This is a genomic window from Bacillus sp. S14(2024), assembly GCF_050473785.1.
GTDB classification, from domain to species: domain Bacteria; phylum Bacillota; class Bacilli; order Bacillales; family Bacillaceae_G; genus Bacillus_A; species Bacillus_A yunxiaonensis.
This window is the reverse complement of record NZ_JBFLUP010000006.1, coordinates 1,152,297-1,167,930: the sequence shown is the minus strand read 5'-3', so window position 1 is coordinate 1,167,930 and position 15,634 is coordinate 1,152,297. Positions and strand designations below refer to the sequence as shown.

Genomic DNA, 15,634 nt, shown 5'->3' with positions numbered 1-15,634 from the left:
AAAATCGCGTAAATTTTTGATAAATATCCACTTTTCTCATCATAAACAGTTATATTTTCCACATATTTTTGCTAGGAATACACGAAATTAATCGAAAAATCGAAAAATGACCATTTGCAAATCAAAAGACAATTCTGTAAAATAAATTACAAGAATTGTAATTGCTTTTGACAGCTAAATTTTAACAAAAATTAACAAAAGAAAAAAGTTTACTTCATATTACTGAAGTAAACTTTAAGCAAATCTCTATTCTAAGAAATCTTTCAAACGTTTGCTACGGCTTGGGTGTCTTAATTTACGAAGCGCTTTTGCTTCAATTTGACGAATACGCTCTCTCGTAACGCCGAATACTTTTCCAACTTCTTCAAGCGTGCGAGTTCGTCCATCGTCTAAACCGAAACGAAGACGAAGAACATTTTCTTCACGATCTGTTAATGTATCTAGTACATCTTCTAATTGCTCTTTTAATAACTCATATGCTGCATGATCTGCAGGAGATGTTGCTTCTTGGTCTTCAATAAAGTCACCTAAATGAGAGTCGTCCTCTTCACCAATTGGTGTTTCAAGAGATACTGGCTCTTGTGCAATTTTTAAGATTTCGCGTACTTTTTCAGGAGCTAGATCCATCTCTTCACCAATTTCTTCAGGAGACGGCTCACGACCTAAATCTTGTAATAATTGACGTTGAACACGAATTAATTTATTAATTGTTTCAACCATATGAACTGGTATACGAATTGTTCTTGCTTGGTCCGCAATTGCACGTGTAATCGCTTGGCGAATCCACCATGTTGCATACGTACTAAATTTATACCCTTTGCGGTAATCAAACTTTTCAACTGCTTTAATTAGACCCATATTCCCTTCTTGAATTAAGTCTAAGAAAAGCATACCGCGGCCAACATAACGTTTTGCAATACTTACAACAAGACGTAAGTTTGCTTCTGCAAGGCGGCGCTTCGCTTCTTCATCGCCTTCTTCAATACGTTTTGCAAGAGCAATTTCTTCTTCAGCAGATAGTAAGTCAACACGACCAATTTCTTTTAAGTACATGCGCACAGGATCATTGATTTTCACACCTGGCGGTACACTTAAATCATTTAAGTCAAACTCTTCTTCTGTTTTGGCTAATTGATGTGTATTTGGATCTTCATCGCTGTCGCCAACTAAATCAATTCCTTGTTCACCTAAATATTCATAATATTCATCCATTTGTTCGGATTCAATATCAAATCCGCTCATGCGTTCTGCAATCTCTTCATATGTAAGAACGCCACGTTTTTTTCCGAGCTCTGTGAGTTGCTCTTTCACTTGCTCAAGTGTTATATCAGTTTCAATTTGTTTAGAACGAGCTGGTTTATCAGCCATTTGTTCCCCTCCTTACGCGAGATACAAACAATGATTATAATAAGTTTTTATACAAAAAGCTATTTTCTTGCTTTTCGCTTTTGTAAATACTCTTGGAAAAAACGCGCTGCTGCCAAATGGTCTTCTTTTTCCATTTGCTTGAGCATAAAAATATTTTCCATTTTCTTTATTTTTTGCTTATGCCGACGTAAAGCATCTACGTTACCATGAAGCAATTCTTCTGAGAATTCGGGATTAATCATCTCATCTGTTGAAATATTAGTTACAATATTTTTTAACTTTTCATCAGAAAGCCAGCTTAAAAAGTTTCCGACTGACGGTTCATTTCCCTTTTCATAATATGCGTATAGCTCATATAAAATCCCTTTATGTTCTTCTGTATGAAAATCTTCTATATGAGGCTCGATACGAAAAGCGATATCTACACTTTGCAACATATGATAAATAAGCTCTCTTTCAGCTCTTTCAAAACCAGAAAATTTCGGCTTCGCATGAACAATTTGAGAAGGCTGCGAAATTGGCTTTGTCTGTTTTTGCTGTACCTTTTGTTCTTTGCGATATTGGTGCAATTGCCCAAGTAGTGTTTCCATTGAGTAAGCAAATTCCTGTGACAATGCCTTCAAATACGATTCCGCCTGCATTGCATCTTGCAATGAAGCTAACTCTTTTAAAACACTTTTCACATAAGCTTCTTTTCCAGATTCATCTTGTAAATTTTTCCCTAAACGAAGATAATTTATTTTAAATCCAACAAAACTTATACTTGCATGTACAAGTTTTTGAAACGGTGTTATCCCGTATCGCTGCACATATTCGTCAGGGTCTAATTTATCTGGCATAGAGACAACCTTCACTTCACAACCGGTTTGCAATAACAATTGTCCTGCTTTCATCGTTGCTTCTTGTCCTGCTTTATCACCATCATAGCAAAGAACAACAGTTTCAACATTACGCCGCAGAAGCTTCGCCTGTTCCTCAGTTAAAGCAGTGCCCATTGTTGCAACAGATTCTTCAATTCCACTTTTCACAGCTGCTAAAACATCCGCATATCCTTCAAAGAGAAGAACTTGCCCTCGTTTTCGAATAAATGGCCTTGCTTGATGAAAATTATATAACAGCTTGCTTTTATGAAAAATAGGTGTTTCTGGGCTATTCAAATACTTTGGTGTATCATCTCCTAATGCCCGTCCACTAAAAGCAGCTACTTTTCCTTGCAAGGTATGAATTGGAAATATAACTCGTCCACGAAAACGATCATGATAACTGCCATCCTTCTCGCTGCGAACAAGTAAGCCAGCTTGTTCCATAACAGCTGGTGAGAATCCCCGTTTTTGCAAGATTTTCGCCGCTGCATCCCAAGCGGGAGTGGCATACCCAATTTCAAACTTTGCAATCATTTCTTTCGTAATACCTCGCTCTAGCAAATACGAAAGTGCTTGCTTCCCATCTTCTGTATTTACTAAGAGATGATGGTAATACTTTTTCAAAAGCTCATGAGCTTGCAACATAATCGTACTATCATCAGATATGTTTTGTTTTTGCTCTAGTTCTGATGTAAAGTTAGCAACAGGAATATCATTTCGCTCACCTAATTTTTGTACAGCTTCCACAAAAGACAGTCCGTCTATTTTCATTAAGAAGGAAAAAACATTTCCTCCTTCTCCGCATCCGAAGCAATGAAAAATTTGCTTATCAGAGGAAACAGAAAACGACGGTGAGTTCTCGCCATGAAAAGGGCAAAGTCCAAAATAATTTCGACCTTGTTTTTTAAGCTGCACATATTCACCAATCACATCAACAATATCAGACGATGTACGAATTTGTTCTACAACTTCCTCGGGAATTTTGTTTCCCATAACTCCATCTCCGTGTCGTATTTTGTATTCGATACAAACTAAAGAATTCCTTTATAATTCGACAATATTTTTTCTAAACTAGACAAAAAACATTGTCGATCACGCTTAGCAAACGTTTTTGGCCCTTTTGTAAAGGTTCCTTGTCTACGTAACTTCGCAGATACATATCGATTATATAAAATTGTATCCATATGCTCATCGGTTACAAATGTGCCGCGCGGAGATAATACGTACACTCCTTTTTTAACAAGAAGACCAGCAAGCCCCATATCTTGTGTGATAACGAGATTTCCTGCCTTTGCACGCTGATAGATGTAAAAATCCATCTCATCTTGTGCAGAATCTACATATACCCAATTTCCTTTTTGGCTTCTTGACTGATGGGCGTAGGATGCGACAAACCAAATGTCGACATGAAATTTTGTACGATGTGCAAAATTTCTTCCTTCACTGGACATGCATCTGCATCAACAAAAATTTTAGTGATGTTTTGCATATTTCTCTATTCTACATCCCTTCTGTGAATCCTTCCATAATGTCTGTTTTCTTGTTTAGATTTTTGTCGATTTTACGTAAAAGTATTTCCTTCACAAATCTTATCCCTAGTTTATTCTGAAAAATTAAAGTCTAAACGTAAAATGAATGTTTTTATCACAATTTTTTATTATAATATATTTTTCTAAACTTAGCTACACATCTGTTAAATTTTCATAATTGAGTGAAAAAAGCACATTCACCTTTGGTAAATGTGCTAAAACTTCTGTCGGTTTTGCACTGCATTCACAATAATATTTGCTGTTTCTTCAATCGCTTTATTGGATACATCAATAACAGGACAACCGATTTTACTCACTACACGTTCAAAGTGTTCAATCTCTTCTTTAATACGATTAATATTAGCGTAACTCGCTCCATCACTTAACCCAAGAGACTTTAAACGTTCTTTGCGAATATGATTTAATTTATCAGGTGTTATTTTTAAGCCAAAGCATTTTTCTTTCGGCACGCGATATAATTCTTCCGGCGGATCCACTTCAGGCACGAGAGGAACATTAGCTACTTTTAATCGCTTGTTATGTGCAAGATATTGTGAAAGTGGTGTTTTTGATGTACGAGACACTCCGATTAATACGATATCAGCTTTTAAAAGACCACGCGCATCTCTACCATCGTCATATTTCACAGCAAATTCAATCGCTTCAATCTTTTTGAAATACTCTTCATCCAACTTCCGTACAACCCCTGGCTCATATCTTGGAATTTGCCCTGTTACCTCTTCAATTTGGTCGATAAGAGGACCGATAATATCATAAGCCTCTACACCCTCTTTTGCCGCTTCTTCCCGTAAATATTTTCGCATATCGGGCTTTACTAACGTAAAACAAATAAGCGCATCATTACTTTTGGCGATAGAAATAACTTCTTTTAATGTCCCTGTATCTTCTACGTACGGTACACGTCTAATGTCCGGCGCAAATGGAAATTGCCCCATAGCTGCTCGAACAACTAAATCAGCTGTTTCTCCAACCGAATCAGATACGACATATACGATTTTACTATTCATTGCATTACCTCACTTTAAACGAATTGCACTTACTCATGATTCACTAAATCAACGAATGCACGCGTAATATTAGTTTTTGTGATGCGACCGACAACTTCTAATCCTTGTTTCGTGTCCTTTACAACCGGAACAGCATCAATCTGCTTTTCTATTAAATCCATTGCGACATCATACAAGCTATCTTCCTTGCGACACATCGTAACATTCGGCATTCTTGTCATAATAATATTTACCGGCAATGACGTCAAATCCTGCTTTCCTAGACTTGCTCTTAGCAAATCTTTTCGAGAAACAACACCGACTAACAATGTATTTTGGTCAACGATAAATAAAGTACCGACATCTTCTAAAAACATTGCACAGATTGCATCATATACAGAAACGTTTTTATCAATTACAGCCGGCCTAGATTGATAATCTTGTACAATAACTTTTTTAACCGCCTCAGAAAGCAGTTGTCCACCTGTTTTTCCAGTATAAAAGTAACCAACACGCGGACGTGCTTCTAAATAACCCGCCATTGTTAAAATAGCTAAATCTGGCCTAAGCGTTGCTCTCGTTAAATTTAATTGCTCAGCAATCGCTTCTCCTGTAATTGGACCGTTATCTTTTACAATCTGGATGATATGTTCTTGGCGCTTATTTAGTTCTATGATAATCACCACCTTCATTACAACACGAAAAGAGTTATACTATCTCTTAAATATTATATACTAAATATGTCATTCGAAAAAGAAAGTATGTAAAAAGGACCTCATTTGGTCCTCTATATTTGAAATTTATCAAGCTGATCTAAAAAACGTCTTGATTTTAAATATATCCCGCAATATTCATCATAGTACATATTCAATACTGTGCGCATTTGTTTTTTTGTTTCGTCTTTAACAGATACATTTCCAAGACGCGCTAAATCAAAATGATAAAATAACCGCAACAGCTTGTGAACAGCTTCTCCAATCACAATACGGTACGGGTCTTGCTCAGCGTGATGTTTACACAGAAAACCGCCTTCCCTAATAGAGAAGGCGACAAAGTCTGTTGACTGGTGACAAATCGCACATGTATCAAAGTATGGATTAAGCCCGAAAACTGGCAACATTTTCGTTTGATAGATTAGTGCTAGAACTTCTGGGTCAACCCCTTCACTCATATAATGCAACGTTTGATATAACATTTCAAATAAATACGGATTATGTTTTTTCTCTTCTGTCGCTTTATCAGTCAGTTCAACAATAAATGACGCATAAGCAGTTAAAAATAAATCTTCACGGATTTCTCGCATAGAAGAAATAATCTCACCTTGCTGTAATGTCCCTAAACCGGAACCCATTTGAATGAGAAAATGACCGTGAGTTAATAATTGAGAAATGGATGCCAGTCTACTTTTAGGTTTTTTAGCTCCTCTGGCCATTGCACTAACTTTTCCTAATTCGCGGGAAAATATAGTTACAATTTTGTTTGTTTCTCCATAATCAATCGTTCGAATGACAATTCCCTCAATTTTTTGAAACATGTTCGTCACCATCCAAGGTTCGAACAAAATGGGTTAGGAAATTGGAGAATCTAGCTCTACTTGTACTTCTTCATGCTGCTGCATTTCATCTTCTACATTTTTTTCCATTTCCTTCAAAAGAAGATACGTTTCAATGCTTCCTGTTTTCGAGAAAACTTTCCAGGTAAAATCTAACATAAGAATCCACCTTTCTCAGTAAGCTTACATGTAGTCCAATTTCTTGCTTTGTTATTAAAATGACCCATTTTGTTCATTTTCATGTGAGAAAATTTTTTCTAAATTATACAGTTTTTATCTCTCTATTCGCGGGCAGCAAAACCCCACTCCAATATTCAGAGAAAAGTGAAAAAATAGGTGGGGGATAATTGCTGGCATGCGCCCAGTTGGTTCAGCTAACCATTCGTGAGGAAAAACATCTGACGAATGGCAGTTTCACTTTATAGATATTCGTCTTCGCGGAAGCCAAGGTCACGTAACTGTGACATTTTGTTACGCCAATCTTTCTGCACTTTTACCCACAACTCTAAAAATACTCTTGAACCAAGAAGCGACTCAATATCATAGCGCGCTCTTTTCCCAACTTCTTTTAACATCTTACCTTGTTTCCCAATCACAATTCCTTTTTGTGACGGACGTTCTACAATAATTGTTGCATTAACATAAATTGCTCCGCCTTCACGCTTTTGAATTGCATCAATAACAACCGCAACAGAATGCGGCACTTCCTCACGTGTTAAATGTAATACTTTTTCACGAATAAGTTCTGCAATAATAAAGCGCTCTGGATGATCTGTCACTTGATTTTCCGGATAATATTGCGGGCCTTCTGGTAAATATTTTTTAATCGCCCCAATTAACGCTTCCACATTATTTCCTTCTAATGCTGAAATAGGTACAATTTCAGCGAAATCATATAACGTACGGTATTTATCAATAAGCCCAAGCAGCTCCTCTGGATGAACTTGGTCAATTTTATTGATCACTAAAAATACTGGTCGCTTCGTTTCTTGTAATTTTTCAATGATAAACTCTTCACCGCGTCCAAAGCCTTCCTCTGCATTGACCATAAACAAAACAATATCTACTTCTTTTATTGTCGTTTGAGCCATTTTAACCATAAAATCGCCAAGTTTATGCTTTGGTTTATGTATACCTGGTGTATCAATAAATACGACTTGCGCATCATTTTCTGTATAAACACCTTGAATTTTATTACGTGTTGTTTGTGGTTTATCGCTCATAATCGCAATTTTTTGACCGATAATTCGGTTTAAAAATGTTGATTTCCCAACGTTTGGTCTCCCAATAATAGAGACAAAACCTGATTTAAAACCTTCTCTATTCATGTAAATCCTCCGCTAAAAATGCTCCTGGTAACAATTCTCCTACTGTTGTTTCTTGAATGTCACCGCTTAAATTTGTTAAATATACTTTTGTATTTGACTCACACAATTCTACCATAACTTGACGACACGCTCCACAAGGAGGCACTGGGCGTTTTGTATCTGCTACAACTGCAATTGCAGTAAATTCTGTACTTCCTTCCGAAATTGCTTTAAATAGCGCCGTTCTTTCCGCGCAGTTACACAAACCATATGATGCATTCTCAACATTGCAACCACGATATACTTTCCCGTCTTTCGTTAATAAGGCAGCACCGACTTGAAATTTAGAATACGGTACATATGCTTGTTTACGCGCTTCGATCGCTTCTTGAATTAATTCTTTGCTGTTCATCGTGTCTCGTCCTTTCCATTCACATTATGAAAAGATAAAAATCTTTGGAATGCAACTATATCATATACGGCCCAAAGATAATAGCGCCAATTACAACGGCAATAATCGAGAAAAACAATACCGCGCCTGCTGCTGCGTCTTTCGCTATTTTAGCAAGGGGTTTCACATCAGTCGTTACTAAATCAACTGTTTTCTCTATCGCTGTATTAACGATTTCCAATGCAAATACAACGCCAATTGTCAACAGTAAAATAAGCCACTCTATTTTCGTAATATGAAAATAAAAGCCAAAGCCACTAACAACGCACGCTGCCAAACAATGAATTTGTACATTTCTTTCATGGAGAAGACAAAAGAAAATTCCAGCAAATGCATAGCGAAAACTATTTATTAGTTTCCCTTTTTTCATCTACCCAATCCAAAAGTATCGAGAATTTCTTTTTGCTTTCCAAACATAACCTTTTCTTCTTCTTCTGTCATATGATCATAACCAAGTAAATGTAAAAAGCCATGCACTGCTAAAAAACCAAGCTCACGCTCAAAAGAATGGCCATATTCTTCAGCCTGCTCTTTCGCTCTCGGAATAGAAATAATAATATCCCCTAACATACGAGGCATTTCCACACCGACAATTTCCATTTCTCCTTCGCCCATATCTTCCATGGCAAAAGAAATTACGTCTGTTGGCTGATCTTTATCACGATAATCACGGTTAATTTCTTGAATACGCTCATTATTTACAAATGTAATCGAAAGTTCTGCTCCATCTTCTACAGATTCTGTATCTGCAGCTTTTTCAACTAACTGCTGAATCATGTCAACATACTCTTCTTTTACTTCTTCCGTTTCATCAAAAAAGTCAATTATTAACCCCATTTACTTCACCTTTTCTTCTGATAATTTCGGATACTTAATCCGAGAATGGAAAATTCCATTTAATGTTTCACATAATGTTTTCTCCACAATTTGCAGTTCTTTAAATGTTAAATTACATTCACTAAATTGTCCATCTTGTAGACGATCCTTAATAATACTACGAACAAGATTGTCAATTTGCTCTGGCGTTGGTGCATTCATCGAACGCACTGCCGCTTCTACACTATCGGCAATACCGACAATTGCCGATTCTTTTGATGTTGCTTTTGGACCTGGATAACGAAACATCTCTTCTGTGTACTTCTCTTTATCCTCTTGCATTGCTTTATAGTAGAAATACTTTAACAAAGTGGTTCCATGATGCTGTGCCGTGATATCAATAATTTCTTGCGGAATATGGTGTTCTTCTAACATTTTCACTCCATTTATAACATGGGCAATTATAATATCTCTGCTTGTTTCAGGATCTAACCGATCATGAGGATTTGAGATTCCCATTTGATTTTCAATAAAGAAATGCGGCTGCACCGTTTTCCCGATATCGTGATAGTATGCTCCTACACGTGCTAACACACCATTTGCTCCTACAGCTTCACATGCCGCTTCTGATAAATTTGCAACCATGACACTATGATGATACGTTCCTGGTGCTTCTAATAAAATTTTGCGAAGCAATGGATGATTTGGACTTGATAATTCCACCAACTTCATACTAGAAACAAGACCAAGAGCACTTTCTAAATATGGCAAAATCCCCATTGCTAAAATAGATGAAATAATCCCAGATGCCGCTGCCATTAATAAATGTGTTCCAATCTCAAGCGGTGAAAAGTTTCCGTTGCGCAGTAACAATAAAGCTGATAATACAACCACATTTAAAATAGATACAAGCACCCCAGCTTGCAGCAGCATTGTACGGCGATTTTTTTCTCGCAAGAAAATACTAACAGAAAGCGCGCTAAGCAATACATAAATCCCAACTGAAAAATTCAGTGTACTCGTTACCCCTTCATTAAATAAAATACTACCACACACCGAAAAAATCACACTCGTTATGAAAACAAATCGATCGCTAATCATCAACTTCACTAATATAGTTCCCATTGCAACTGGGACAATATAAGCAATACCGGCGTATTCTAACTTTTGAAACAAACTAATAATTTTCATTAAAACAACTGTAATAGCAACAATTGTTGTATATGCTAGGATATATGGCTTGTCCTCTCTTTTCGGCTTTAAAAACGCCTCAAATTGCTTATGCATAAAAAATAAAAGAACACCAATAAAAATAGCTAGTCCCAAAAATGGTTGAAATGAATTACTTTGATCCAGTAATCCTACTAACTTCAACTGTTCATATATTTCTCTTGTGATTGTGTCGCCTTCTTTCACAAGAATTTGACCTTGTAAAATATAAACAGGGGCCACTTGATCCATCGCCATTTGCTTTCGTTCCTTCGTAGCAGACGGATCATAAAAATAATTTGGTACGATCGCATACTGACCAAGTGCAATAATTGCTTGTTTCAATTCATTGCTAACAAATACATTTTTTAACTCGTTAGAAATACGATCTTTAAACTGATCCACTTCATTCATTTTAATATGAGAACTCATTAAATTATTAACGGCTGTGACGGTTGATTCCCTCGCCACAAGAAGCTGATCTTCTGCCGCATTTAAAAATTGCAATAGCACTTGATCAGACAAACTTTTCGTTAAATCCGTTGGCAATTTCTTTTTTAACTTATCCAATCGTTCTGAAGTCGATAAGTTTTTTTGCGCATCTGGTGCCGAAGCATTGGTCTCTGAATCCACTTCTTTAACTGCATCAAAGACCGAATTTACAACATCAATTCGATTTTGTTTATATTCACTTCGATACGTATACTGATCCTCGACCTTTTGAGCAGCTTCTCTCTTTTTCTTTTCTGTTGTTACTTTATCTTCAATTTTAACAGGAGAATGGATTGTCTTTTTTGAAATAGACAACATTTTGACATCTAATTGTTCCGGTTTTACATTATTCATCAGCGCAAAAAATAGCACTGCTCCTACTAAAACATAAGAAATCCAGCTCAGTTTTTTCGAATGTTGTATATTGCGAAACCACTTAGCAACTTCTTGAAACCTTGACATAATTACAATACCTTCTCCTCTCCTGATATAAAGTGAAACTTCCATTCGTGAGGCGTTCTTTCCTCGCGAATGGTTAGTTGAACCAATCGGGCTCTTACAATCGGTTCGTTTTCTCTTCTTTGCTTTACTACTACCGATTGTTGGAGCGGGATAAAAAGAAATGATCCTTACAAGCAGGATCATTCCATTTTATCATATGCTTCAATAATTCGCTGTACAAGTGGATGACGAACAACATCCGATTGCTCAAGTTTAATAAACGAAAGTCCAGCTACGGCGTCTAATACATTCGCTGCAATAGAGAGACCAGATTTCACACCTTTCGGTAAATCAATCTGAGATGGATCTCCCGTAACAACCATTTTTGAACCAAATCCAAGACGCGTTAAAAACATTTTAATTTGTGCTCCTGTTGTATTTTGCGCTTCATCTAGAATAACAAAGGCATCATCGAGTGTTCGGCCTCTCATATATGCTAATGGAGCAATTTCAATGATACCGCGTTCCATCATTCTTTGTGTATGTTCTTGCCCAAGCACATCATGAAGAGCATCATAAAGAGGGCGTAAATACGGATCCACTTTTTCTTTCAAATCTCCCGGTAAAAAACCTAAACTTTCTCCAGCTTCAACAGCAGGTCTGGTTAAAATAATTTTTTTTACATAACCATTTTTTAATGCTCGAACAGCCATTACTACAGCTAAGTATGTTTTACCAGTACCTGCTGGTCCCATTCCAAAAACAATATCATTCTTCTTAATAGCATGAATATATTGCCTTTGTCCCATCGTTTTCACACGGATGGACTTACCTTTTGCTGTTTTAAAAATTTCTTCTTCATATAACTCTTCAAAATGAGCCAATTTCCCTTGACGACCAAGTTGAATTGCGTAAGCTACATCACACTCAGAAATCGATACACCCTTGCGAATAACAGCTAGAAGCTGTTTTAATATACCTTCAACAAGAGCTATCGCTTCGTCTGTTCCAGATACACGAACAGATTCCCCTCTCGTAACAATCGATACCTCGAGCTCGTTCTCAATTACTTTTAAATGCACATCATTTACTCCAAACAAAGCAATTGCTTCATTATGGTTTTCCAATTGTTGATTCATCTCTACTAATTGTTCAGCCATTAATTACTCAATCTCCTTGAATATCGGATTCAGATATCGGTTGAGCCTCTGCAATATTTTCAATCACTGTATAATGTAACAATAATTTTAAATTCCCATTCTCAACCTGTTTATGCAAAACTTTCTTCCCTATAATCATAGCACGTTCATCCAATTTTTTCTTTAATTCTTTTTGTCCCATTTCCTCCGCTACCGCCATTGCCTGTTTTTCTGTATATTCACGGTTTGCTTCTTCCTCTTCACGTACAATCGCTTTTTCATAAGCAATCGGCAGTGTAAAACCAAGCAGCTTAACATCATGTCTTACTATCTCCGTTTTAGACTGCTTATACTTATCATGCTGAAATCCCCATATTTTTATTTTTGCGTTTCCGAAAGTCAAATAATGCTCTCTATATGAATTCCCTGTATAAACTTGAAATGTCGTTTTCAAAGGTACCTCCACTTCAGACTTGTACCAAGTTTCCCCAAATACAACCCCTTTGGCAGAAACAATCGTCGGGCTATCCTCTTTCCCATACACCCCCGATACAAGAAGTTGTCCTTTTTGTACATAATCATTTTTCATAACTGCTGGCTTTCCAATCTCTACAAACATCTTCGTAATAATCGCTTCCTTTTTTGCAACTAAATGTTGTGGTACCTGTTCTTTTTCTTTTTTTGGTTCATTTTTTTCGACTATTTTAAAGTGATATGTCGTTCCTTTCACTTCCAAACCAACCCATGTAATAGCATTAATATTATTAGTCAAATAACGCTGTACAGTCTCTACACTCGGCATTTGAAATTGCAACTTCCCTTTCTTAATACCCATTTTGTCCAATTCTTTCATCAAAATATATTCCGTTTCTGGCTTTGCCCCTGTTATTTCTATTTTCCATACCATGTTTGATAAGGCGATAACACTTACTAAAAAAAGTAAAAAACCAACAAGAAAACCGCTATTTCGAAGTAAACGCTTATTCCAAAACGGTAACCCATAACGTCCAATAAAATACAGTTTGCATTCATTTTTACGGTAAATCGGACGTAATCGCTTCACATCACGAAGTAGCATGCAAAATACAAGTGTATTATCTTCAACTTTCTTCACATTCCAAACAAGAATATCACGCCTTACACATTCATTAACAAATCGTTCTACTCCTCTTCCTTGAATTCGCACCTTCACATACCCAATCCATCTTGTAAACCACTGATTTTTCATAACTCGCCCCCATCAGCTTTCTGAAAAAGGCGCAGCCCGCTTAGAGACCTGCACCCTCTTTATCACTTTATCCCACTCAAACAGTCGGTAGTAGCAAAACTAAGAAGTGAAGGCTTACCGACTGTAAGAACCCGATTCGTTCAACTAACCATTCGTAAGGAAAAGCGTCTCACGAATGGAAGCTTCACTTTATCTATCTTTCTTTTCTTCTTCTAAAAACAAAACTTGCTCAATGGTCCCCTCAAGTAAAAGCTCTTCTGGAAGAATCGTTTTAATAACAAAAGAGTCTCCTTTTATTAATAATTGTCCTTGTTTTAACAAAAGCCGCACCTCTTTATCGCTAAATACTAATAATCCACGATGATTTTCTATATAAATATGTACCTGCCCAACAAGTGTAATTCTCGGCAGATCCATGAATACATCTGCAGGTAGGTCTATCTGCTTAGTAATCCAATTTTTCATTTGCTGCAACTTTCTCATCGAAGACCCCCCTCTCATCCCATATGTATGAAAAAAAGGCTTGTAATATCACGTCCAAATTGAAAAAAAAACATAAAAAAGCGTCTCATTATAAATGAGACGCTTTTTTATGCTAATAGTTGTGAAACAAGCTTATTCACTTGTGAGCCATCTGCTTTACCTTTTACTTTCGGTATAACAGCACTCATCACTTTGCCCATATCAGCTTTAGAAGCTGCACCAACTTCAGAAATAGTTTGCTGAATAACAGCAGTCAATTCTTCTTCTGTTAATTGCTCTGGCAAATATGTTTCTAAGATCTGAATTTCGCTTTTCAGTTTATCAACAAGGTCTTCACGACCCGCTTTTTCAAATTCAAGGAGGGAGTCTTTATACTGTTTTACTTGACGAGTTAAAACTGTTAATTCCTCTTCTTCTGTAAGAGAGTGTTGCAGTTTAATTTCTTCATTTTGTAAAGCAGCCTTAACCATACGAATAACGGTTAATTTTTCTTTTTCTCTATTCTTCATCGCTTGTTTCATATCATCGTTTAAACGACTGAGAAGACTCATAAATTACACCCTCTCTTAGAATTTGCGTTTTCTTGCCGCTTCAGATTTCTTCTTGCGTTTTACGCTTGGCTTTTCATAGAACTCGCGCTTTCTTGCTTCAGCAAGCGTACCAGCTTTAGAAGTTGATCTTTTAAAACGGCGAAGTGCATCCTCCAAAGACTCGTTTTTACGAACGACTGTTTTTGACATTCTCTTTCCCTCCCTCCGAAACATCCACTTACATCCTAAATTCAGCATGCAAAAAGAAACACTTTCTCAGCATGTCTTTTAAGATTATAATACATTTTATACTTTTAGGTCAACTATCTGATAAAAGAAAAGAAGAGCAATCGCTCTTCTTTTTTCACGATACGTTCAATTTCGATATAAAATTCTATATCAATGCGACATTATTCTACCAAAATGTTCGCTTCTACTTTTCATCATCTGGATACAATATCCCCAGTTTTTCGTGTCAAATAACCTTAGCCGACAGGGCTAAACAGTCGGCTCCGCTTTGATTTTAATAATCAGTTGTTGCTGTTTTTCCGCTTACTAGCGCTACACCAGAGCTTGTACCGATGCGTGTTGCACCAGCTTCTACCATTGCGTCCATGCCTTTTTCATCACGAACACCGCCTGATGCTTTTACACCTATTTCTGGTCCTACTGTTTTTCTCATTAATGCAACATCTTCTACTGTTGCACCGCCTGTTGAAAATCCTGTTGATGTTTTTACAAAATCAACACCTGCTTTTACAGACAACTCACAAGCACGAACTTTTTCTTCCTCGGTTAATAGGCATGTTTCAATAATTACTTTTACAAGCGCTTTTCCTTTTGCAGCTTCTACAACTGCGCGAACATCACGCTCTACTAACTCGTCGTTTTTATCTTTTAATGCACCGATGTTAATCACCATATCAACTTCTGTTGCGCCTTTTGCAATTGCATCTTTTGTTTCAAATGCTTTCGTTTCTGGTGTATTTGCTCCAAGAGGAAAACCAATTACAGTACAAACTTTTACGTCTGTCCCTTTTAAAATTTCTGCCGCTGTTTCAATCCATGTTGGATTTACACATACAGAGGCAAAATCATGTTGTTTTGCCTCTTCGCATAGAGTAACAATTGCCTCTTTTTTTGCATCTGGCTTTAATAACGTATGATCAATTAATTTTGCATAATTCATTTAAAAATTGCCCCTTTCTTAACTTATACT

General features: G+C 36.7%; 17 protein-coding genes and 1 pseudogene. All 18 read right to left on the bottom strand.

The annotated features are described in order from the left end of the window. Window positions 1–246: 246 nt before the first annotated feature. The gene (rpoD, locus tag AB1279_RS06205) at window positions 247–1,368 is read right to left on the bottom strand and encodes an RNA polymerase sigma factor RpoD (RefSeq protein ID WP_230574877.1); all 1,122 of its coding nucleotides are present in this window, start codon (window positions 1,366–1,368) and stop codon (window positions 247–249) included. A gap of 59 nt (window positions 1,369–1,427) precedes the next feature. Beyond that, the gene (gene dnaG / locus AB1279_RS06200) at window positions 1,428–3,224 is read right to left on the bottom strand and encodes a DNA primase (RefSeq protein WP_429758180.1); all 1,797 of its coding nucleotides are present in this window, start codon (window positions 3,222–3,224) and stop codon (window positions 1,428–1,430) included. A gap of 38 nt (window positions 3,225–3,262) precedes the next feature. Further along, window positions 3,263–3,720: pseudogene (locus tag AB1279_RS06195) on the bottom strand (YaiI/YqxD family protein). A gap of 255 nt (window positions 3,721–3,975) precedes the next feature. Next, window positions 3,976–4,788, bottom strand: coding sequence for a pyruvate, water dikinase regulatory protein (locus AB1279_RS06190; RefSeq protein ID WP_336481691.1), 813 nt, complete (start codon window positions 4,786–4,788; stop codon window positions 3,976–3,978). Window positions 4,789–4,817: 29 nt separating this feature from the next. After that, window positions 4,818–5,450 carry a helix-turn-helix transcriptional regulator gene (locus AB1279_RS06185; protein WP_429753838.1) on the bottom strand — a complete coding sequence of 211 codons (633 nt, stop codon included), beginning with the start codon at window positions 5,448–5,450 and terminating at the stop codon, window positions 4,818–4,820. Between the two features lie 104 nt (window positions 5,451–5,554). Then, a complete protein-coding gene (gene recO / locus AB1279_RS06180; protein WP_429753837.1) occupies window positions 5,555–6,301 on the bottom strand; it encodes a DNA repair protein RecO in 747 nt (248 codons plus the stop codon). 33 nt (window positions 6,302–6,334) lie between these two features. Then, the gene (locus tag AB1279_RS06175; protein WP_429753836.1) at window positions 6,335–6,478 is read right to left on the bottom strand and encodes a YqzL family protein; all 144 of its coding nucleotides are present in this window, start codon (window positions 6,476–6,478) and stop codon (window positions 6,335–6,337) included. A gap of 260 nt (window positions 6,479–6,738) precedes the next feature. Then, a complete protein-coding gene (gene era, locus AB1279_RS06170; protein WP_429758179.1) occupies window positions 6,739–7,647 on the bottom strand; it encodes a GTPase Era in 909 nt (302 codons plus the stop codon). Continuing rightward, entirely contained in the window at window positions 7,640–8,038 is a 399-nt protein-coding gene (locus AB1279_RS06165; protein ID WP_336481694.1) for a cytidine deaminase, read from the bottom strand. Before AB1279_RS06165 ends, era begins: the two co-directional genes overlap by 8 nt. A gap of 55 nt (window positions 8,039–8,093) precedes the next feature. After that, on the bottom strand, window positions 8,094–8,447 hold the full coding sequence (locus AB1279_RS06160) for a diacylglycerol kinase family protein (protein ID WP_429758178.1): 354 nt from the start codon (window positions 8,445–8,447) through the stop codon (window positions 8,094–8,096). Further along, window positions 8,444–8,914 carry an rRNA maturation RNase YbeY gene (gene ybeY / locus AB1279_RS06155; RefSeq protein WP_336481696.1) on the bottom strand — a complete coding sequence of 157 codons (471 nt, stop codon included), beginning with the start codon at window positions 8,912–8,914 and terminating at the stop codon, window positions 8,444–8,446. The genes AB1279_RS06160 and ybeY overlap by 4 nt, the downstream gene beginning before the upstream one ends. Then, window positions 8,915–11,056, bottom strand: a complete 2,142-nt coding sequence (locus tag AB1279_RS06150; RefSeq protein ID WP_429758177.1) for an HD family phosphohydrolase — start codon at window positions 11,054–11,056, stop codon at window positions 8,915–8,917. Window positions 11,057–11,235: 179 nt separating this feature from the next. Continuing rightward, window positions 11,236–12,195 (bottom strand): PhoH family protein, encoded by a 960-nt coding sequence (locus AB1279_RS06145; protein ID WP_429758176.1) that lies wholly within the window; start codon window positions 12,193–12,195, stop codon window positions 11,236–11,238. 7 nt (window positions 12,196–12,202) lie between these two features. Further along, window positions 12,203–13,402: a sporulation protein YqfD gene (gene yqfD / locus AB1279_RS06140; protein WP_429758175.1), complete on the bottom strand. Its 1,200-nt coding sequence runs from the start codon at window positions 13,400–13,402 to the stop codon at window positions 12,203–12,205. A 189-nt stretch (window positions 13,403–13,591) separates the two neighbouring features. Further along, window positions 13,592–13,885, bottom strand: coding sequence for a sporulation protein YqfC (gene yqfC, locus AB1279_RS06135; protein WP_154710175.1), 294 nt, complete (start codon window positions 13,883–13,885; stop codon window positions 13,592–13,594). A 107-nt stretch (window positions 13,886–13,992) separates the two neighbouring features. Then, on the bottom strand, window positions 13,993–14,436 hold the full coding sequence (locus AB1279_RS06130) for a GatB/YqeY domain-containing protein (protein ID WP_429753830.1): 444 nt from the start codon (window positions 14,434–14,436) through the stop codon (window positions 13,993–13,995). A gap of 15 nt (window positions 14,437–14,451) precedes the next feature. After that, window positions 14,452–14,625 (bottom strand): 30S ribosomal protein S21, encoded by a 174-nt coding sequence (gene rpsU / locus AB1279_RS06125; RefSeq protein ID WP_020062243.1) that lies wholly within the window; start codon window positions 14,623–14,625, stop codon window positions 14,452–14,454. 313 nt (window positions 14,626–14,938) lie between these two features. After that, entirely contained in the window at window positions 14,939–15,604 is a 666-nt protein-coding gene (gene deoC, locus AB1279_RS06120) for a deoxyribose-phosphate aldolase (RefSeq protein WP_429758174.1), read from the bottom strand. Between the last annotated feature and the right edge of the window lie 30 nt (window positions 15,605–15,634).